The organism is Marinococcus sp. LNHM3E3-2.2, assembly GCF_056034385.1.
In genome coordinates this window covers 248,553-269,915 of record NZ_JBQLIC010000001.1, presented here as the reverse complement: position 1 = coordinate 269,915, position 21,363 = coordinate 248,553, and the positions used below count along the sequence as shown (strand labels likewise).

The 21,363-nt window shown below is 54.7% G+C and carries 16 protein-coding genes; all 16 read right to left on the bottom strand.

What is annotated here, in order from left to right:
• Positions 1-59: 59 nt before the first annotated feature.
• Complete coding sequence (recA, locus tag ACTRXF_RS01410; protein ID WP_298784446.1) at positions 60-1,145, bottom strand: recombinase RecA; 1,086 nt, start codon at positions 1,143-1,145, stop codon at positions 60-62.
• A gap of 259 nt (positions 1,146-1,404) precedes the next feature.
• Positions 1,405-3,012: a DEAD/DEAH box helicase gene (locus tag ACTRXF_RS01405; RefSeq protein ID WP_474260582.1), complete on the bottom strand. Its 1,608-nt coding sequence runs from the start codon at positions 3,010-3,012 to the stop codon at positions 1,405-1,407.
• Positions 2,996-4,249 (bottom strand): competence/damage-inducible protein A, encoded by a 1,254-nt coding sequence (locus ACTRXF_RS01400; protein WP_474277427.1) that lies wholly within the window; start codon positions 4,247-4,249, stop codon positions 2,996-2,998. Before ACTRXF_RS01400 ends, ACTRXF_RS01405 begins: the two co-directional genes overlap by 17 nt.
• Before the next feature lie 21 nt (positions 4,250-4,270).
• On the bottom strand, positions 4,271-4,849 hold the full coding sequence (pgsA, locus tag ACTRXF_RS01395) for a CDP-diacylglycerol--glycerol-3-phosphate 3-phosphatidyltransferase (RefSeq protein ID WP_474260578.1): 579 nt from the start codon (positions 4,847-4,849) through the stop codon (positions 4,271-4,273).
• A gap of 154 nt (positions 4,850-5,003) precedes the next feature.
• On the bottom strand, positions 5,004-5,912 hold the full coding sequence (locus tag ACTRXF_RS01390; RefSeq protein ID WP_474277424.1) for a RodZ domain-containing protein: 909 nt from the start codon (positions 5,910-5,912) through the stop codon (positions 5,004-5,006).
• A gap of 24 nt (positions 5,913-5,936) precedes the next feature.
• Entirely contained in the window at positions 5,937-6,710 is a 774-nt protein-coding gene (locus tag ACTRXF_RS01385) for a DUF3388 domain-containing protein (protein WP_322524716.1), read from the bottom strand.
• A gap of 78 nt (positions 6,711-6,788) precedes the next feature.
• Complete coding sequence (ymfI, locus tag ACTRXF_RS01380; protein WP_474277421.1) at positions 6,789-7,514, bottom strand: elongation factor P 5-aminopentanone reductase; 726 nt, start codon at positions 7,512-7,514, stop codon at positions 6,789-6,791.
• Positions 7,507-8,802 carry an EF-P 5-aminopentanol modification-associated protein YfmH gene (yfmH, locus tag ACTRXF_RS01375; protein WP_474277417.1) on the bottom strand — a complete coding sequence of 432 codons (1,296 nt, stop codon included), beginning with the start codon at positions 8,800-8,802 and terminating at the stop codon, positions 7,507-7,509. Before yfmH ends, ymfI begins: the two co-directional genes overlap by 8 nt.
• Positions 8,783-10,057 (bottom strand): EF-P 5-aminopentanol modification-associated protein YfmF, encoded by a 1,275-nt coding sequence (gene yfmF / locus ACTRXF_RS01370; RefSeq protein ID WP_474277414.1) that lies wholly within the window; start codon positions 10,055-10,057, stop codon positions 8,783-8,785. The genes yfmH and yfmF overlap by 20 nt, the downstream gene beginning before the upstream one ends.
• 11 nt (positions 10,058-10,068) lie before the next feature.
• Entirely contained in the window at positions 10,069-12,450 is a 2,382-nt protein-coding gene (locus tag ACTRXF_RS01365; protein WP_474277411.1) for a DNA translocase FtsK, read from the bottom strand.
• 105 nt (positions 12,451-12,555) lie between these two features.
• On the bottom strand, positions 12,556-14,220 hold the full coding sequence (locus ACTRXF_RS01360) for a ribonuclease J (protein ID WP_474260567.1): 1,665 nt from the start codon (positions 14,218-14,220) through the stop codon (positions 12,556-12,558).
• A gap of 263 nt (positions 14,221-14,483) precedes the next feature.
• Complete coding sequence (gene dapA, locus ACTRXF_RS01355; protein ID WP_474260565.1) at positions 14,484-15,356, bottom strand: 4-hydroxy-tetrahydrodipicolinate synthase; 873 nt, start codon at positions 15,354-15,356, stop codon at positions 14,484-14,486.
• Between the two features lie 64 nt (positions 15,357-15,420).
• A complete protein-coding gene (dapG, locus tag ACTRXF_RS01350; protein WP_474277408.1) occupies positions 15,421-16,665 on the bottom strand; it encodes an aspartate kinase in 1,245 nt (414 codons plus the stop codon).
• Positions 16,666-16,685: 20 nt separating this feature from the next.
• Complete coding sequence (gene asd / locus ACTRXF_RS01345; RefSeq protein WP_474277405.1) at positions 16,686-17,732, bottom strand: aspartate-semialdehyde dehydrogenase; 1,047 nt, start codon at positions 17,730-17,732, stop codon at positions 16,686-16,688.
• A 98-nt stretch (positions 17,733-17,830) separates the two neighbouring features.
• Positions 17,831-19,108, bottom strand: a complete 1,278-nt coding sequence (locus ACTRXF_RS01340; RefSeq protein ID WP_474277402.1) for a M16 family metallopeptidase — start codon at positions 19,106-19,108, stop codon at positions 17,831-17,833.
• An 85-nt stretch (positions 19,109-19,193) separates the two neighbouring features.
• Positions 19,194-21,296: a polyribonucleotide nucleotidyltransferase gene (locus ACTRXF_RS01335; protein WP_474260557.1), complete on the bottom strand. Its 2,103-nt coding sequence runs from the start codon at positions 21,294-21,296 to the stop codon at positions 19,194-19,196.
• Between the last annotated feature and the right edge of the window lie 67 nt (positions 21,297-21,363).

Sequence of the window (21,363 nt, the reverse complement as noted above, 5' to 3'; positions counted from 1 at the left end):
CCCCGGACCTTTTTCCGCACGAAAAAAAGGCGCCGGAATTCCGGCGCCCTGGCGTTGATTTAACGGTTCGTATCTGCTGTTTCTTCCTCTTCAGCAAGCAGTCCGGATTCCGCCGGAGCTTCCGGTTCTTCTTCCGGCTCTTCCGGTTCGGACTGGATGTCGTCGAGCTTGTAATGGTCGCGGATTTTCCGTTCGATCGCCGCGGCCGTTGCTTCATTTTCCTTCAGGAACTGCTTCGAGTTTTCCCGTCCCTGTCCGAGGCGTTCGCCTTCGTAGGAGTACCATGCGCCGCTTTTAAGCACGATGTCGAGCTCAGCACCGATATCGAGAATGGAACCTTCGCGCGAAATGCCTTCGCCGTACATAATATCCACTTCCGCCTGACGGAACGGCGGTGCTACTTTGTTTTTCACCACTTTGATTCTCGTTTTGTTACCGACCATTTCGTTGCCCTGCTTGAGCGTTTCTGCCCGGCGCACTTCAAGACGCACCGAGGAGTAGAATTTCAGCGCACGACCGCCGGGAGTTGTTTCCGGGCTGCCAAACATGACGCCGACCTTCTCACGGATCTGGTTGATAAACATGGCAATCGAGTTCGATTTGCTGATCGCCCCGGACAGCTTCCGCAGCGCCTGGGACATCAGACGTGCCTGCAGGCCGACGTGGCTGTCGCCCATTTCGCCTTCAATCTCTGCTTTCGGCACGAGCGCAGCTACAGAATCAATGACGAGAATGTCGATTGCACCGCTTCGTACAAGCGCTTCGGCAATTTCAAGTGCCTGTTCGCCCGTGTCCGGCTGGGAAAGAATCAGATCATCAATGTTAACGCCAAGAGCCCGTGCATAGCTTGGATCCAGCGCGTGCTCCGCGTCGATAAAGGCTGCTGTGCCCCCGTCGCGCTGGGCCGCAGCAATGGCGTGCAGAGCCACTGTCGTTTTACCGGAGGATTCCGGGCCGTAAATTTCCACGACACGTCCGCGCGGATAGCCGCCGACCCCGAGGGCAATATCTACGGCCAGGGCGCCGGTGGAAATGGTGGAAATGCGGCGGTCGGTCTGATCGCCGAGCTTCATGATCGACCCTTTGCCAAACTGTTTTTCGATGCGGCTCAGTGCTTGATCCAATGCGGCTTTTCTTTCGTTCATCTTATCTCTCCTTCAAGGATATATACTATTAAACAGATACTCTCTTCCCCACGAAGAACGTATCCATACATGCCTGCTGTTGTTCAGGAAGCGTTCCCGCTGTTTTCCTGCTTTCTATATTATATCTTTTTTTGTCCGGTTTGCCAACAGATATGCGAACATTTATTCGTGTTTTTTCTTTTGCCCGAAACGCCCTGTCGCTGCCAGGCTGACGGTAAAAAAACTCTTCAGCGGCGGCTGCCGCTGAAGAGCGAACGGATTACTGGGACTGGCGCTGCGTGTTCCGGTTCGGACGGGCCGGACGAGGCTTCGCCGGCTCGAGGTTCACGCGCGTGCCGTTAATGCGTGCGTGCCGGAGGGCTTCATACACAAACGGTGCGCTGTCCTGCGGTACTTCCACAAAGGTAAATTTATCAAAAATATCAATTTTGCCGATCGACTTGCCGGGAATACCGACCGCGTTCGAAATTTCTTCAATCAGTATTTTCGGCGTCATGTTCACATTGCGGCCGACATTGATAAAGAATCTTGTCATGCCGCGGGCGCCGCCGGTTTCACCGAAGCCGCTGCCTTCTTCGGATTCGCTCACCGTGGAGGCAAAGTTCAGCTTCATCAGCGAGCGGACGACGTCCTTCGGATCATATTCGTTTAGAAGCTCGTCCGTAATTTCATTAAAGAGGCTGAGCTCCGACTCCTCCTCCATCTGGGAGGCAATCTGGCGCTTCCACGCTTCCTGCTGCTTTTCCACCACTTCTTCGATGGTCGGCACCCGGTGCGACGGAATGTACATTTTAATTTCCGATTCGATCGAACGCAGGTGCTTCATTTCGCGCGGCGTCACAAGCGTGAGTGCTTCGCCCTTGCGGCCGGCTCTGCCTGTACGGCCGATACGGTGAACGTAGCTTTCCGGATCCTGCGGAATGTCGTAGTTGATCACGTGCGTTACATTCTGAACGTCAATGCCGCGTGCGGCAACGTCTGTGGCGACGAGAAATTCGATCGCCCCATTGCGGAATTTGTTCATAACGGCGTCGCGGTGCTGCTGGGTCAGATCCCCGTGCAGCCCGTCTGCGAGGTAGCCCCGGGCCTGCAGAATTTCCGTCAGATCAGCCACGCCTTTTTTCGTGCGGCAGAAAATAATGCCGAGGTCCGGGTCGCGCGCGTCAAGAATCCGGCAGAGCGAATCCTGCTTGTTGCGCTCGAGCACCTTAAAGTACGACTGCTCGATGTTTGGCGCCGTTACTTCACTTTTGTTGATGGAGACCGTCACCGGATCCACCATGTATTTTTTCGACAGCTTGCGGATCGCCGGCGGCATTGTCGCCGAGAACAGCAGCGTCTGCCGGTCGACGTTCACCTGTTTTAAAATCGCTTCAATGTCTTCCACAAAGCCCATGTCGAGCATTTCATCCGCTTCGTCGAGCACGACAGTATTAACTTTGTCGAGCTGCAGCGTTTTGCGGCGAAGATGGTCCTGCACCCGGCCCGGCGTACCGATGACAATCTGCACGCCCTGCTTGAGCGCTTTAATCTGATGGCCGATCGACTGGCCGCCGTAAATTGGCAGCGAACGGATGTTTAAATGCTTGGAGAGCTTCTGGATTTCCGACGATACCTGAATGGCCAGCTCGCGGGTCGGAGTAATGATAATTGACTGCACGTGCGGCTCCTCGGTTACTTTATTTAAAATCGGAATGCCAAACGCCGCCGTTTTACCGGTACCGGTCTGCGCCTGTCCGATCAGATCCTTCTGCTCGAGGGCATCGGGAATCGCTTTTTCCTGCACCGGGGATGGCTCTTCAAAGCCCATCTCCCGTACAGCCTGCTTAATTTCGTCCTTCATTTGAAAATCATTGAATGTTGTCATTTTCTACCACCTTTTCTTTCCATAACAATCGGCACCCTTCATATAAAGCCATAAAGCGGACACGATCCCTGGTGCCGGCGATGTGAATTTGTTTTGAGATCGTTCCCTGCGGTCCGGAAATTCCTATCCAGACGAGTCCGGGCTCCTTCCCTTCGTCACGGTCCGGCCCGGCGACACCGGTAAATGAAATACCGACGTCGGTGTTGAATTTTTCCTTCACTTTTTCAGCCATTGCTTCTGCGCAGGCTGCGCTCACGGCGCCCTCCTCGTCGAGCAGCGGCCGGTCAATGCCGAGAACGTGCTGCTTTGCCGCTTTGGAATACGTCGTGACCGAGCCCTGAAATACGCTCGAGGCGCCTGGGATATCCACGATGGATTTCGCAAACCAGCCGCCGGTCAGGCTTTCTGCCGAAGCGATCGTCTGGGAGCGCTCTTTCAGTACATCCACGGTATGGTTAAAGACCGAATCGTCATCATAGCCGTAAAAATGCTCCCCGACACGGCCAAGAACCTGCTTCTCCACGCCGTCAATCATCTGCACGGCTTCGTTTTCCGTCGCGGCAGCAGCCGTCAGCCGGAGCGTAACTTCGCCGTCGCCGGCCAGAGGGGCGATCGTCGGATTCGTCTGGGCTTCGATCAAATCCTGCAGCTCCTCCTCGAGCGAGGATTCCCCGATGCCGTAAAAACGGAGCACCCGGGACGAAACGAGCCTGCCGCTACCGGCAAGCGCCGCCACGTAAGGCTCAACGTCATACTTGTACATGGATTTCATTTCCCGGGGCGGCCCGGGGATTAAAACGTAATGCGTGCCGTTTTCTTCGACCGCCATCCCGCAGGCCATTCCGTTCTGGTTAAAAAACACTGTGCTATTCTCTGCGTAGTGTGCCTGGCGCATATTGGACGCAGGCATCTCCCGGCCCGTACGGTCGTAATAGTCCCTGATCTTTTGCGCTGATGCTTCGTGCACGAGCAGCTTCCGGCCGGTAAAGCCGGCCACCACGTCTTTCGTAATGTCGTCCTGCGTCGGTCCGAGACCACCCGTCAGGATGACGATATCCGCCCGTTCGGAGGCTTCCCCGATGGCTTCATGCATCCGGGCTTCATTGTCCCCGACCACCGTATGGCGGAAAACATTCACCCCGAGGGAAGCTAATTCCTTCGATAAATACTGGCCGTTCGTGTTGGCAATCTGGCCCAACAGAAGCTCTGTTCCTACTGCAATAATTTCAGCGTTCATTACACGTTCCTCCGATACAGCTTACATCGTCTTCATAATCACGGCGCGGTTTTTCCAGAAATAATCAACGCCGGATATGATGGTTAAAATAACAGCAATCCACATGAGGACGTCACCCGCCGGGAAGCCGACATAGGAAAATGGAAAGTGATGAAGCAAGAGCACCACGATAGCAACCATTTGGAATGTGGTTTTCCATTTTCCGAGTCCGCTTGCTGCGATAACGTTTCCTTCCCCGGCAGCCACCAGCCGGACGCCGGTAACTGCAAATTCGCGGCTTAAAATAATAATGGCCATCCAGGACGCAAGCATGGAAATGTCAATCAACACAAGCAGTGCCGCCGTAACGAGCAGCTTGTCCGCGAGAGGGTCCAGAAATTTGCCAAACGAGGTCACCAGGCTGTACTTTCTTGCAATATAGCCGTCGAGCCAGTCGGAGCCGGCCGCGATCGCAAAGATGACCGCGCCGATGAAGTGATGCACCGGCAGATCGGCATTCCCTACCGGCCAGGTACCAAACGGAAAAGGCACCAGAACGGCGATCACAAATAACGGAATCATCAACACACGGGCAATTGTAATTTTATTAGGTAAGTTCATGGGCGTCCTCCTACTTGCAAATCGTGCTGTTCCGTCCACATTCCAGTCTTTCATATTGTATCACATATCTTTTTTTCTCATGGAACAAAACGCACAATTTGTTTATGGCAAAGCAAAGCCTTCGTTCTGAACATTTCAGAAGCGAAGGCCGGATTTATTCTTCTGGCACTGCCGTAAACGTAATAACCTGGTGGGTGCCATCTGAAGGATAGGAAAAGTCCCGGCCGTTGACAGTCAGCTCCATGTTGTTCGTGTTGCCGACATTGACGGTGATTTCTTCTGCCTCGTACGTTTCTTCAAGCTCATCTCCCTCGGCCTGCTCTGCAAACATATCGAGCATCTCGCCGTCTGCATCCGTTATATCCACATAGGAGTTGCCGCTGAAGCTCATCGTAAGCTCAAACGCTTCCGCCCCGATCACGTCATACGACGAATTGTCTCCGTCCGAGGAGGTCTCCTCCAGCTGCACATCGGTGTCCTGGCTTTCCTCTTCTTCAGCATTTTCGTCTTCTCCCCCGCCGGAGCCCCCGTTGTTTTCCGGAGTGCTTTCTGCACTCTCCTCTGCAGCTCCGCTGTCTTCTTCCGGAGACCCGGACTCAAACTGGACGCCGGTCCCTTCGTTGCTCTGCTGCTGGGTCTCTGTATCGCTGCTTACATTCTGGAATAGCACCCAGATCCCTGCCCCGATGATAAGAAGAAAAATAAGCGCAAAAATAGAGGGCAGGAAGGATGTTTTTTTCTGTTTCTGCTGCGGCCGCTTCTGCTGGCTTCTGCTTCGCGTCTGCTGTCTTGACGCCCGCGACGGCATCTCTGTCGGCTGCTGCTTTGGCGCCGGGAGTTCATGGCCATACTGCTGGAAAACCTCCTCGGCGTTCAGGCCGAGCGCTTCGGCGTAGCTGCGGATAAACGCCCGGGCATAAAAAGCCCCCGGCAGCGCCCCGTAATCACCGGTTTCAATCGCCTGCAAATACCTTCGCTGGATTTTCGTGCGCTGCTGCATCAGCTCGAGGCTTGCTCCCTGGCGCTCGCGTTCACCGCGAAGGTACGGTCCTAACTCTGCCATAACGGCTCACCTGCCTCTTTCACGTTAACTAATATCAAACGACGAAAAGCCGGAATCCACTGTATCGTATGAGATCACCTGGCTTTCATCATTTCTGAGCTCAATCATGCAGTCAAAATCATCCGCCGTATACGACGTTTCGCGGATGAAGATATCCGGATGCTCCACGACTTTGACTGCGGGCAGCCGCATGATCTCCTCTACCAGGTCGCGATGTTTCCGCGCCGCACGCATCGTGGTGACAATCCCGTCGATAATAAACACGTGGCTGTTTGTTCGTTCGTCGTCGCCGAGCTGGGTGCGCATCGTCTGGCGCAGAAGCGTCGACGACACAAACGTCCAGCGTTTATTGGCACATACGCTCGCAGCCACCAACGATTCGGTCTTTCCAACCCGTGGCATCCCCCGGATACCGACAAGATAATGACGATCCTTTTTGAACAGCTCGGCCATAAAATCGACGAGGAGCCCGAGATCCGGACGAACGAAACGGAACGTTTTCCGGTCATCGGCATCGCGCTCAATGTAGCGCCCGTGCCTGACAGCGAGCCGTTCGCGAAGCCCCGGCTGTTTGACCTTCCGCACGGAAATGATCTGAATCGTATCAAGGATGGCGCGAAGCCGCTGGATGCGGTCAAAGCTGTCGCAGCGCAGAAGCAGCCCCCGGCGGTTGCCCTCCACCCCGTTGATGGTCACGATATTGATTGCAAGCATACCGAGCAGCGAAGAAATATCCCCGAGCAGGCCGGGGCGGTTTTGATGAATTTCGTATTCCACGTACCATTCGTTGCCAGCCATCAGACGTCCCCCTTCTTTGTCTCTACTGCTTTTATTGTACGTCATTTTTTCCCATTTGAACAGCAGACGACGGGGGTTTCAGGACGGAAATAAACCGTCCACGCGGAGCACTTCCCCGTGCACATAAGCGGCATCCTTCGAGCATAAAAACGCGAGCGCGCCGGCCACTTCATCCGGCGTACCGATCCGCCCAAGCGATACACGCCCGGCGACGTCTTGCTGTTCTTCCTCCGTTAAATGGCCGAGCATCGGAGAGGCGACCGCCCCCGGTGCCACGGCATTTACGCGCACCCCGGACGGGCCGGTTTCTTTGGCGAGCGAACGGGTGAAGGATTCAATCATGCCCTTCGCCGCTGCATAGGTGGATTCCATTGCTGCCCCTTCCCGGGCCCAGACGGAGCTTACGAAAACGATTGTCCCGCGCCTGGCGGTGAGCATTTCCGGAAGAAGAGCACGGCTGACAGCCATCGCGCTCATCGCATTTGTCTGAATAATGGCATTTCGGTGCGCATAGGTGGTTTCCTGAAACAGTATGTATTCCTCCATGCCTGCAGCATGAATATAAGTATCAATATTTTTCGGCAGCCGGGCCATAAATGCCTCCTGGCCTGCCTCGGTGGCAAGATCCCCGTAGACTGCTTCTGCCTGCTGTCCGTTCTGGCGGCAGCGCTCCGCTGTCTGTTCTGCGCGTTCACTTCCCCTGCAATAATGAAGCAGAAGCGGGCGGCCGGAGGCAGCGAGCCGTTCGGCTGCTGCTCCTCCAATCGCTCCGCTTGCTCCGGTAACGAGCGTCCAGTCAGGCATCTGCTTCAGCCTTCTGGTCGATAATGGATGTCGTTCGGTTGTCGATGCGGAATTCGCTCTCCAGCAGGTTGGAAATATCGTCAAACGTCACCTGCTGCATGATCTCCACCGCGTCCATAACCGAAGCGCCGTGAAACGCGTAGCGTGTGCCTTCGGTGGCGAGAAACTCGGTGGAATTCAGCTGCTTGACGAGCTGGCCGAGCAGCTTTTTGCGCATCCGTTCAAAGCGGCGTTCGTCCATACCGTAGGTCTGCGCGTGCTCGATAATGTCCAGAATCCGGGCCTCGGTTTCTTCCGGCTTCGGCGTGTTGCCGCCAAACGCCGCGAGTGAAAACGAACGCTCAATCATCGCCTCGCTTGAAAAGCTGTCATCGATCAGCCCTTCAGAGTACAGCGTTTCATACGCCTCTGAGCCTTCCCCGAACAGCGTTTCAAGCAGCAGCTCGAGCCGGGCTTCCTGATACAGCAGGTTGTCCGTTTCGCTGTGAAGCGACAGCTTGTAGCCGAGAAGCACCTTCGGCAGGCGGATGCTCATCTTTTCGACCGCCTTGGAATGAAGCGCCGTCGCCGGCTCATCCACTTCAATACGCTCCACGTGATCCATCGGTGTAAATTCCTTCTGCGCCTGGTTTCTTCGCACGAGTTCAAAAATCTCCTGCGGCTCCACCGCGCCGGCCACGTATAAAATCATGTTCGCCGGATGGTAAAACGTATGATAGCACGTGTACAGGTCATCCTTTGTGATCCGGCTGATGGACTCGGCCGTGCCGGCAATATCAATCCGGGCCGGATGGCGGTGATACAGATTGCCGAGCAGCTGGAAAAACAGGCGCCAGTCGGCATCATCGTCGTACATGCTGATTTCCTGGCCAATAATGCCCTTTTCTTTTTCCACGCTCTCCTCAGTGAAATACGGATGCTGCACAAAGTCGAGCAGCGTATGCAGATTCACCGCGGTATCATCGGTGCTTGAAAACAAATACGCCGTACGCGTGAAGGACGTGAACGCATTGGCCGAAGCGCCCTGTTTGCCGAACGTGTCGAATACGTCGCCTTCTTCGTCTTCAAACATTTTATGCTCCAGAAAATGAGCGATGCCGTCCGGCACCTGCACGCTCTGCTTCTGTCCGATCGGCACGAAGGCGTTGTCGATGGAGCCGTAGTCGGTCGTAAAGGTGGCAAACGTTTTACTGAATCCCTGCTTCGGAAGCACGTACACCCGGAGGCCGTTTGGCATGACCTCCGAGTAGACGGTTTCCTGCAGCTGATCATACTGTTGTTTCTGCATCTTCATCTTCCTTTCCGTGTAGGAAAAATACGGTATCAAGTACGATTGAATTCGCGCATGCAAGCACGTCCTCTGCGCTCACCTGCTCAATTTCTTCAATCCAAGTTTCAATCGGACGGACGCGGCCCGCCATTTTACCCTGAAAATGAAGGGCAGCCAGCCCGCCCGGGGCGTCGGTGGTCTCGCGGATCTGGTTGATAAGCATACCCTTTGTCTGGGCCAGGAGTTCCTCAGAGACGGGCTCCTGCTGCAGCGCCTGCAGCTGTTCACCGATCACTTCTTTCACCTGCTCGTACTGCTCCTTTTCAATGCCGGTCATCACCATGACCAGTCCCTTCTGGCTTTCGTAGCGGGAAGCAGCGTAATAGGCGAGGCTCCGTTTTTCACGCACCTCCTGAAACAGCTTCGAGTGCGGAAAGCCGCCGAACAGGCCGTTCGTTACCTGCATCGCGGCAAACTGCGGATCGTCCTGGGTAATCGTCGTCCGGTAGCCGAGCTGCAGCTTGCCCTGGTGAATGTCATCCGACTCTTCCACGTAGCGCACACGCGGCGGACGTTCTGCGCCGTCTTCGACCGGCGGCAGGCTGCTTCGTTCCGGAAACGGGCCTGTGACTGCCTCAACGTCATATGACTCCACGTCGCCGACCACGTAGACATCAATCGCGTCTTCCGCGAGAAACTGCTCGTATACGTCGTAGAGCTTCTGTTCATCGAGTGCCTCCATCCGATGGGCATCGCCGAGCGGATGCACCGAATACGCTTCTGCGCTGCACATTTCCTGTACGAGACGCATGTTGGCGTAGCGGTCCTTTTCATCATAAATCGTATTGATTTTCTGCAGCAGCGTCCGTTTTTCCTCCTCGACAATTTTCGGGTTGAACGCGCGGTTCTCTGCGAGCGGTGCATGCACCATCTCCGCTAAAAATGCGGTCGCTTCGGCAAACAGGTCCTCCTGCGCCGGCAGATACTGTTCGTTGACAAATTCCATGCGAAAGCTCATCACATGGTAATTGCCGCGTTTGCCGACGTCCACGCTGAACGTGGCGCCGTACAGGTCATCGAGCTTTTCTTTTATATGGGACTGCGACGGGTAGCGCAGGCTCCCTTTTTTCAGCACTCTGGACAGCAGCGCCCGGCCCGCTGCGGTATGTTCGGACAGCGGGGCGCGGCACTGCATAATGACAGCCGTTGTTTTAAACTGCTTCGTTTGAAATAAATGCACCGGAATATTGGTGTTCGTCGTCACTGGCTGCATCAAAATCCTCCTCAACTATGGTGCGTATCTTCCTTTTCTTCGGCCGGTTCGCCGCTTCCGCCGCGGGTATCGCCGAGCACTTCACGCGGCTTGCTGCCGCCGTACGGCCCGACAATGCCGCGGTCTTCCATTTCATCAATCAGGCGGGCTGCCCGCGTGTAGCCGATGCGGAACCGGCGCTGCAGCATCGATACCGAGGCACTCTGCATCTGCAGAATCATATCCACCGCTTCGTCAAACAGCTCGTCGCTCGGCCGTTCGGCCTGCGCCGGCTGCTCGTCGGGGATCATTTCCTCCTGGTACTTGGCTTTCTGTTGGGCAACCACAGCCTCTACCACCTGTTCCACTTCATGGTCGGATACAAACGCTCCCTGCACACGGGTTGACTTATTGGAGCCGATCGGGGAAAACAGCATATCGCCTTTGCCGACCAGCTTTTCCGCTCCGCCGCTGTCAAGAATCGTCCGGGAGTCCGTCTGGCTCGATACCCCGAACGCAATCCGCGACGGAATGTTCGCTTTGATAACCCCGGTGATGACGTCAACGGACGGACGCTGGGTCGCGATAATCATATGAATGCCGGCCGCACGTGCCATCTGGGCGAGACGCGTAATCGCATCCTCCACCTCACTCGAGGCCACCATCATCAGGTCGGCAAGTTCGTCGACAATAACGACAATGTACGGAAGCTCGGGCTGCTTGGCCCCGCCTTTATCGTTCTGCTTCCGGATCCATTCGTTGTAGCCTTCAAGGTTTCTCGTACCGGTGTGCGAAAACAGATCGTAGCGGCGTTCCATTTCGGCCACTACTTTCTTCAGCGCCTGGGCTGCCTTCTTCGGTTCAGTAACGACCGGAGCCATCAGATGGGGGATACCATTATACACGTTCAGCTCCACCATTTTTGGGTCAATCATCAACAGCTTCACTTCATGCGGACGCGCGCGCATCAGGATACTCGTAATGATGCCGTTGATGCAGACACTTTTTCCGCTTCCCGTCGCCCCGGCGACAAGCAGGTGCGGCATTTTATGCAGGGAGGCAAGAATCGGTTCGCCGGAAATGTCCCGGCCGAGCGCGACATCAAGCACATGGTCGTCCTTTTTCTCAAGCGACTCGAGCACCTCCCGGAGCGTCACCATCGCCACCTCCTGGTTCGGCACTTCAATGCCGACGGCGGATTTGCCCGGAATCGGCGCTTCAATCCGGATGTCCCGTGCCGCGAGCGCGAGCGCGATATCATCGGAGAGGTTCACAATCTTGCTGACCTTCACCCCAACGGCCGGCTGGATTTCGTATTTGGTTACCGCAGGCCCTAAATGCACCTCCGAGACGTTCGCCTTCACCCCGAAGCTCTGCAGGGTTTCCTCGAGCTTTTTCGCGTTAGCTGAAATCTGCGAACGCTCCTGCTGCTGGTTCTGATTTTTCGGTGCTGAGAGCATCGTAAGGGCCGGCAGCTGATAATTTTTATTCTCCGTTTCCCCTTCGGTGACGCTCAGCATATCCGAGCGGTCCACGTCGGGTCCGGCTTCGGCCGGAGCCTCGACTGCCTCCGGCGCCGGCGCTTCTTTTTTTCGCGCGGGCTCCTCGGACTTCGGTGCCTCTTTGGCCGCCGGCGGCTCCTGGTAAGCCTGTTCGGTAAACGAGAAGATTTTCGGCTTTTCTGCACCTTCCTTCGGCTTTTCCACAGGTGCTTCAGGCGTCTCCTTCTGCTTCGGCGCCTCCTGGGCAGGTGTTTCTTTTTCCCGGGCTTCTTTTTGCTTTTTTCGTTCCGCCCGGCGCTGTTTTCCTTTTTCGACCGCCTGAGCCGCTCCCTTTCTGGAGGTACGGGCCACCCATGCCCCGCCTGTCTGCATTGTATGTTGGAAAGACCACTGCATAAGTAAAAAAAGTCCTGCGATCATGAGAAGCACGGACACAATATAAGCTCCGGCTGTCCCGATCAGAAAATGAACAGCATCGTAGATAAGAGCCCCGATCGTACCGCCTCCAATAGAGGCTGCTCCGGAGCGGTCGAGCCAGCCGTCACGGCCGAACGTTTCCATAAAAACAGAAATTGCCGGATCATTGAGACCCGAAGCCCAGCGAACCTCCGTAAAGAGGAGCACCCCAAGGAAAAGAAGGGCGCCGCCTGTCCACCGCCCCGGAAATTGCTTCACGATGTTCCGGTTGATCATCCAGACCGTGGAAAAAGCGAGTATAAACAGGTTCAATATCCACCAGAGGTCTCCAGTGAGCCACTGGGAACCGGAGCGCAGCAGCTGGCCGGCCCACCCCCAGCCGCCGAGCGATATGAGGGCGAGCAGTGCTGCCGCAAGCGCCGGCCATGAAAACGCCGGCTGCCTGCTTCTGTTCGACGAGGTTCGTTTTTTCTTCCGCTTCGCCGTTTTTGCCATGGTTTGGCTCCTTTCTCCCCGAAAAAAACTCTATTCAATAAAACACCCCCTGCCCGCCAAACTGGCTAATGCAGGGGTGTGTCATGGCAAGCTTTTCGCGTGCTTTTAAATTTCCATAATAATCGGCAGAATCATCGGGCGCCGTTTGGTTTTTTCAAACAGAAAACGGCTCATGGAGTCCCGGATGCTGCTTTTGAGCGTCGACCATTCGCTTACATTTTCGCTGATCGATTTTTCCAGCGTTTCGGATACTTTTTTATGCGCTTTTTCCATCAGTTCTTCGGATTCTCGCACGTAAACGAAGCCGCGGGAAATAATATCAGGGCCGCTTACAATAGTGCCGGATTTTTTGCTGAGTGTCACGACGACGACGAGAATGCCGTCTTCGGACAGCAGGCGGCGGTCGCGGAGGACAATGTTGCCCACATCGCCGATGCCGAGGCCGTCAATTAAGACGTTGCCGGCCGGTACTTTGCCGGTTTTTACGGCTTTGCCTTTGCTGAATTCCACGACCTCCCCTTTATCAAGCAGAAAGACGTTGTTTGGATCCATGCCGGTTTCTTCCGCAAGTTCCCCGTGCACAAACTGCATCCGGTACTCGCCGTGCACTGGAATAAAGTACTGCGGCTTCACCAGGTTCAGCATCATTTTGAGCTCTTCCTGACGGGCGTGGCCGGAGGAGTGCACATTTTCGCCCATAACGACCTCTGCGCCGATCTGATAGAGAAAATCGATCGTCTGCGACACCGTTTTTTCGTTCCCGGCTACCGGGTTGGCGGCGATAATAACCATGTCGCCTTCTTCAATGGTTAAATTATCATCCTCGCCCTTCGCCATATTCATCAGTGCAGAGACCGGTTCGCCCTGACTGCCCGTGCATAAAATAGCTACTTTTTTCGGATCCATGTCCTCGACCTGGTCGGTCGTGATGAAAATGTCGTCTTCGGCATCGAGATAGCCGAGCCGGCGCGAAATTTCAATCGTTTTTTCCATTGCCTGGCCGTTAACGGCAATCCTGCGGCCGCTTTCCTCCGCTGCCTGGATCACCTGCTGAATGCGGTGGATGTTCGTCGCAAAGGTTGTAATGACGATACGTCCTTCGGTTTCTAAAAAGATATCCATAATCCCGTTTCCGGCAATCGCTTCAGACGGACTCACACCCGGCACTTCCGCGTTAATGCTGTCGGAAAGCAGACAGAGAACGCCCTTTTTGCCGATCTCGGTCAATTTATCAAGGCTCGTGTACTGCCCGTCCACCGGCGTCTGGTCAAATTTGAAATCACCGGTATGGACAATAACGCCTTCCGGCGTCTGCACGACCATGCCGACCGAATCCGGGATACTGTGGTTCGTCCGGAAAAAGCTTGTCTTCAGCTGTCCGGTCTGGATCACACTGTTGTCGTGCACCACACGGAAATCCGGTTTCTTCCGGAGACCTTTTTCTTTCACGTATGACTCCACGATGCCGAGCGTAAGCTTGGTGCCGTAGATTGGCACGTGCACCTGGCGGAGAATGTAGGTCAGAGCTCCGATATGGTCTTCGTGTCCGTGGGTTAAAAAGATGCCGCGGAGTTTTTCCTTGTTCTGTGTTAAGTATGAAATATCCGGAATGACGATATCAATTCCGAGCATGTCATCTTCTGGAAACATTAGTCCTGCGTCTATGACAATCATGTCCTGTTCTGATTCTATAACGTACATATTTTTTCCGATTTCCCCGATACCTCCAAGGGAAAAAACACGAACGTTACCATTCGCTTGTGTGGCCAAAGTATATTTCCTCCTAAATTAAAAATGAATTATTGCTGACGTCGATTTACGGCCCCAAAAAGAAACATTTTTCCCTTTGAGTGAATGGTTTCCGCACAAATCACTTATACTCAGTATAACCCAGGCGGTTTTTGAAATACAAGAGAAACTATTGCGCTCAGGCATTTTGAGCAGCCTGGCACCGGCGATTTCTCCAGCATTTTTTATGTATATAAAACAGGACACCGGCAGCGGGGCTGGCGGTGTCCTGATAGAAATAACCGTTAGGAAGCGGCAGTGAACCACTGTTCAAGCTGGCGGATTTCGGCATCCGTCAGCGGCACGAGCGGCAGACGGGTGTAGCGGCCGGTAATGCCCATCTGTTCAAGCATAGCCTTTACCGGAGACGGGTTCGGGGCCATAAAGCAGGCCCGCATCTTCGGAAGGAGCGTCCGGTGCGCTTCCGCTGCCCGCTGCACGTTCCCGGAAAAGAAATCCGTCATCATCTGCTGCAGATCCTCCCCGGCAATGTGCGCCGCTACAGATACCACGCCGTCGCCGCCAACCGAAAGCGTCGGGAGCGTCAGCGAATCATCGCCGCTGAACAGCTGGAACTCCTTCGGCGCGGAAGACAGAAAGTGCGAAATCTGATCAAGGTTCCCGCACGCCTCTTTCACTGACGTAATGTTGGAAATCTCCGCAAGCCGGAGCAGCGTTTCCGGCAGCAGATTAACGATGCAGCGCCCCGGAATATTATATATCATCAAGGGCAGCGTCGTAGCTGCGGCAATCCGCTGAAAGTGCTGATACATGCCTTCCTGGTTCGGTTTGTTGTAATACGGGGTCACTGCCATCAGGCCGTCAATGCCGATCTTGGTTGCCTCGTTCGCCAGATCGGCGGAGTACGCCGTATTGTTCGTACCGACGCCGCCGATCACATCCATCCGGCTGCCGGCAATGTCTTTCACCCGTCGGAACAGCTGCAGCTTCTCTTCACTGCTGAGCGTCGGGGATTCTCCGGTGGTGCCGGCTACAACGACACCGTCGCTTTTTGTCGCAATCAAATGCTCCGTCAGCTGTTCGACTTGCTCCCAGTGAATGTCGCCATTTTCATGAAAAGGTGTAACCATTGCTGTAAGTAACTGTCCAAAAGCCATAGGTCGGCTCCTTTCTCTCATCTGCAGGGAATTGGTGCGGATCGTGATGAGCCTCTGCAGCTTACTAGGAAACAGATGGGGGACGTACACCGGCACGTCCAAGATCAAATACGCGGTGAAGGGCGGACACAGCTTTATCTGTATCCTGCTCCCGCACCAGCGCCCAGATGGTCGTATGCGAATCCGCCGACTGTAAAATCGGTACGCCGGCTTCTGACAGCGCGGTGACAATTTTGGAAGCAACACCCGGCACCCCAGTCATGCCGGCTCCGACAACGCTGACTTTAGCGCAGCGAGGCACCGCTGAAATGCTCCAGCCGTCCTCTTCAAGAGCATCAACCGCTATTTTTGCATGCGGGTCGGGGACGGTGAACACGGCGCTTTCGAGTCCTATATTAATAAAATCCACGCTCAAACCGAGACTCTCCATCCGCTGAAACACGCGGGCATGCATATCTTCTGCCTGTGCCGGATCCGCCGCAACACTGATCTGGGTGAGCGACGGAATGTGGGCGATCCCGGTGATCAGGCGCTCAGCCACCTCCCGGCCCGGGGCGCTGCCGAGCATGGACGTGATCAGCGTGCCCGGCTCCTTGGTCGACGTCGACCGGATACGGATCGGGACTTTCCCCTGCATCGCAATCTCAACTGCGCGCGGGTGAATAACCTTTGCCCCCTGGTACGCCATGTTGCAGATTTCCTGATAGGTGACGGTGGAAAGCAGCCTCGCGTCCTCCACGACCCGCGGGTCCGCCGTCATCATGCCTTCAACGTCGGTAAAAATGTCCACCCATTCGGCCTTTAAGGCTGTGCCGAGCGCAGTCGCTGACGTATCGCTGCCGCCGCGTCCAAGCGTCGTAACCATCCCGTCCTCGTCGACACCCTGAAAGCCGGTAACAACAACAGCGTCGTGGTTGGCAAGCAGCTGCTCCACTTTTTCTGTGCGCATATCAATGATTTTGGCGTTGCCGTGATTGCTGTCGGTAATAAACCCGGCCTGCGCCCCGTTTAGTGCAGCGGCCTTCAGCTGCTTTGAGCGCAGAAGCTCCGTAAACACAACGGCGGATATGGTTTCACCGCACGATACCAGCAGGTCGCGTTCGGCTCCGCCTTCTCCCGGCGCGCTTTCATCAATCAGGCTGAGAAGGGTGTCGGTGGCGTAAGGATCCCCGCTCCGGCCCATGGCAGAAACGACCACCACCACCTTATAGCCCTCACGCACTGCGTCTTCGATATGGCCGGCGGCCTGCTCGCGCAGCTCCTTCGTTTTTACAGACGTACCGCCAAATTTTTGAACGATTATATTCATCGGTCCGGCTCCCTCACAGGTTATTTGATTAAATTAAGGCGAATCAGGCTTTCGGCAATCTGTACCGAGTTATAAGCGGCGCCTTTCAAGAGATTATCCGATACGACCCAGAAATGGTACGCGTTTTCGCGGTCAAGGTCACGGCGGATACGGCCGACAAATACATCCGGCAGGCCAACGCTGTTAACAGCCATTGGATACACCTGATTGGCCGGATCATCCTGAAGGGTAATGCCTTCGCCTTCGGACAGTGTCTGCTGCAGCTCTTTAACATCCGGGTTGCCGGTTTCTGTTTCAATATATACCGACTCCGAGTGGCCTGTAGCGACTGGAAGGCGTACACATGTTGCTGCTACCGGGAGATCGTCCATATGAAGGATCTTTTTCGTTTCATTGATCATTTTCATCTCTTCAAACGTATAGCCGTTGTCCTGGAATTTGTCGATCTGCGGGATCGCATTGAAAGCGATCTGGTAGTGCTTTTTGTCACCGCTGACAGGCATAAGGTTTGCTTCTGCTTCTTCACCGTTCAGTACTGCTGTCGACTGGGTGTTCATTTCATCGACCGCGTCAAGCCCTGCACCGGATACAGCCTGATACGTGGAGACAATCACTTTTTTCAGCCCGTATTTCTGACGGATCGGCTCAAGCGCCACCGCCATCTGGATTGTCGAGCAGTTTGGATTGGCGATAATACCATTATGGCTGTGCAGGTCTTCTTCATTCACTTCCGGCACAACAAGCGGCGTATCCGGGTCCATCCGGTAGGCACTCGTGTTGTCGACGACAATCGCACCCCGTTTAACTGCTTCCGGAGCCAGCGCCTTGGATATGGATCCGCCAGCGGAAAACAGGGCGATCTGTACGCCTTCAAACGATTCCGGGGTTGCTTCCTCAATCGTATATTCCTTACCCTTGAACGTCATTTTTTTACCGGCGGAGCGACTCGAGGATAAAAGCTTCAGGTCTCCGACAGGGAAATTTTTATTTTCTAAAGTTTTCAGCATCTGCTGGCCGACGGCGCCGGTTGCGCCTACGACCGCTACAGTATATGTTTCGTTAGACATATTCATTCTCCCTTTCTGGTTCATCCATTTCACATTTATTAAAACAAACTTTGCTTTATTTTACCACACTTGTCAGCACTGAAAAGGGCAATTATGGCTTATTCTTCGATGCTCACACTGAAATTGGAGCTGTTTTTCTTCAATAGCTCCGGCACATGCCCATTTGGCTGGATAAGCGAAGCGCTCGGCGGCGTCCGCATCATCGCAATCCCCTGCTTTTCGACGTGTTCGAGCTGCACACTGCTGAGCCTGTCCAGGGTCTCATCGATTCCGGGGTGCCGGCCAAACAGCATTTCGTTTCTTGCGTTCCGGGCCATGCGGGCCGCTGACGACTCCAGCCCCAGCACAAAAGCCGATTTCAGCTGCGACCGGTGGTTTTCAATTTCCGCTTCTTTAATATTTCCAGCGGATAAACGTTCAAACAGCCCATCAACTGTTTCGAGCAGCTCCTCCACTCGTTCCGGCGCCGCTGCACTGTAAATCGTATGAAAGCCAGTACTTTCAAAGGCTTCAAACGAAGAAAAGATGGAATATGCCAGACCCCGGTCCTCCCGGACTTCCTGGAACAGGCGGCTGCTCATTGAGCCACCGAGCAGGTTATTCCAGAGCACTTCTGCAAAATAATGCTCATGAAAGCGGGAAACGCCGGGAAAGCCCAGACACAGGTGGGCCTGTTCGGTCTCCCTGTTCCTCACTTCTCTTCCCGGAACAAACACGGCTGTTTCCTCCCGGTTTTCCGCCCGGCGGCCGTGTCCCCAGCCGTCAAATAAACGCTCAAGGCAGGCAAGGAGCTCCCCGCTCACATTACCGGCAGCCGAAATAACAAGGCGCTCCGGCGTATAATGGTCATGGAAAAAATCAAGCAGGCGCTCCCGGGTTATCTCACGGAGCACCGGCCGTGTGCCGAGGATCGGGCGGGCCAGCGGATGGCTGCCGTAGGAAGCCTGCCAGAGCATATCGTGAATAATATCATCCGGCGTGTCCTCCACCATGCTGATTTCCTCCAAAATCACATTACGTTCTTTTTCCACGTCCTCCGGATCAAAACGGGAATGAAAAAACATATCGGCAAACACTTCGGCCGTCTGTTCCGCGTGTTCATCGAGTACAGTGGCCTGCAGGCAGGTGGTGTCCTTTGCCGTAAAAGCTTCCATTTCCCCGCCGATGCGGTCAAAGTAGCCGGCAATGTCTGCTGCACTCCGTTCAGATGTCCCTTTAAACAGCATATGTTCAATAAAATGGGCCATCCCGTTTTCCTCCGCCCGTTCCTGCCTCGATCCTGCATCTATCCACAGCCCGAGCGAGGCCGAACGTACATGCGGAATGTGCTCTGAGACCAGCCGAACTCCGTTCGGAAGATATTTCGTTTCCACCATCTGCTTGGTCCTCCTTCTTTTATTCTATCGGTATTTATAAAAAAAAGGACCTGGAAATCCAAGTCCCTTCTGATCTATTAGCGGATTACTGAGAAGGTGTGTCGGAGCTTTCTTTTGCAAGCAACGCTTTTCTCGACAGGTTAATCCGTCCCTGATTGTCTATTTCTGTTACTTTGACCATGACTTCGTCCCCGATGGAAACGACGTCTTCCACTTTGTTTACGCGCTCGTGGTTCAGCTGGGAAATATGCACAAGGCCTTCTTTTCCTTTAAACAGCTCCACGAAGGCGCCAAACTTCTCGACGCGTTTGACCTTTCCTAAATACGTCTCGCCCGGCTCTACTTCACGAATTAAATCTTCAATGACTTTTTTCGCTTCCTCGTTTTTATCCTGCTCGGTCGAGGAAATAAAGACCGTGCCGTCCTGCTCGATATCAATTTTTACGCCGGTATCTTCAATAATCTGATTGATCGTTTTCCCGCTCGGGCCGATCACGTCACGGATTTTATCCGGTTTGATGTGCATAGACATAATTTTTGGCGCATACGGGGAAAGCTCTCCGCGCGTTTCGCTGATCGTAGCAAGCATGTTTTCGAGCACTTTCATGCGTGCGATTTTTGCCCGTTTGAGAGCAAATTCAAGCACTTCGCGGTCAATGCCCGCGAGTTTAATATCCATTTGCAGCGCCGTTACACCGTCTGCCGTCCCTGCTACTTTAAAGTCCATGTCGCCGAGGGCGTCTTCCATGCCCTGGATGTCGGTTAACACGGCCAGGTCGTCGCCTTCTTTTACAAGACCCATCGCGATGCCGGCAACCGGCGATTTGATCGGCACACCGGCGTCCATCATAGCAAGCGTGCTTGCGCAGATGCTCGCCTGGGAGGTGGAGCCGTTGGATTCAAGCACTTCGGACACCAGGCGGATCGTGTACGGGAATTCCTCCTCGGAAGGCACAACCTTTTCGAGGGCGCGTTCGCCGAGAGCGCCGTGGCCGATTTCCCGCCGGCCCGGCCCGCGGATCGGACCGGTTTCCCCGACACTGAAGTTCGGGAAGTTATAGTGGTGCAAAAACCGCTTCGATGTTTCGGTGCCGAGGCCGTCGATGATCTGCACCTCTCCGAGAGCGCCAAGCGTACAGATGCTGAGCGCCTGCGTCTGGCCGCGGGTGAACAGCCCGGAGCCGTGCGTTCGCGGCAGAATGTCCACCTCAGACGTGAGCTGGCGGATGTCATCCGGGCCGCGTCCGTCCGGACGGATATGCTCTTCGGTGATCAGACGGCGGAATTCCGCTTTAACGAGTTTTTCAAAGATATCTTTTACTTCGCTGTGCTGCTCCTCATCTTCATACGGCTCGGAGATCTGTGTTTTCAGCTCCTGGATGGCCACATCGCGTTCTTTTTTGTCGTTAATCATGACCGCTTCTTTCACGGAGTCCTGGAACTGGCTGCGGATCGTTTCTTCGAGATCTTTGTCCGTCTGTTTCAGCTGTACTTCCATTTTCTCCTGGCCGAGCTCGCTGATGATGCCTTCCTGGAACTCCACCAGGCGCTTGATTTCTTCGTGGCCGAACATAATGCCTTCAAGCATTGTTTCCTCCGGCACTTCGTCTGCTCCGGCTTCCACCATGTTGATGGCATCTTTCGTACCGGCAACCGTCAGTTCAATGTCGCTTCTCGCCGCTTCGGATTCCGAAGGATTGACGACAAATTCGCCGTCGACCCGTCCGATAACAGCACCTGAAACCGGGCCGTAAAACGGAATGTCCGACAGGGAGAGGGCAAGTGACGAACCGACCATAGCCGCAATCTCCGGGGAAGCGGACTGGTCCACGCTCATCACCATGTTGATGACCTGCACGTCGTTACGGAAGCCGTCCGGGAAAAGCGGGCGGATCGGCCGGTCAATCAGACGGCTCGTTAAAACCGCTGTTTCGCTTGGCCGTCCTTCGCGTTTAATAAAGCCGCCGGGAATTTTCCCTGCCGCGTACAGCCGCTCTTCGTAATTTACCGTAAGCGGGAAGAACGGAAGATCCTTCGGTTCCTTTGAAGCCGTGACGGTGGAAAGCACCACGGTGTCTCCGTAGCGGATCATGACCGCTCCGTTTGCCTGTTTCGCTATGTGCCCTGTTTCGACGGTCAGCGTCTGCCCCGCCCATTCAATCGAGTAGGTTTTCTTTTCTTGTTCCAAATTTCAGGACCTCCTATACGTTTTTTCACGTATACGTCTGACTGTCCGGGTATAAATGTTCCATCCC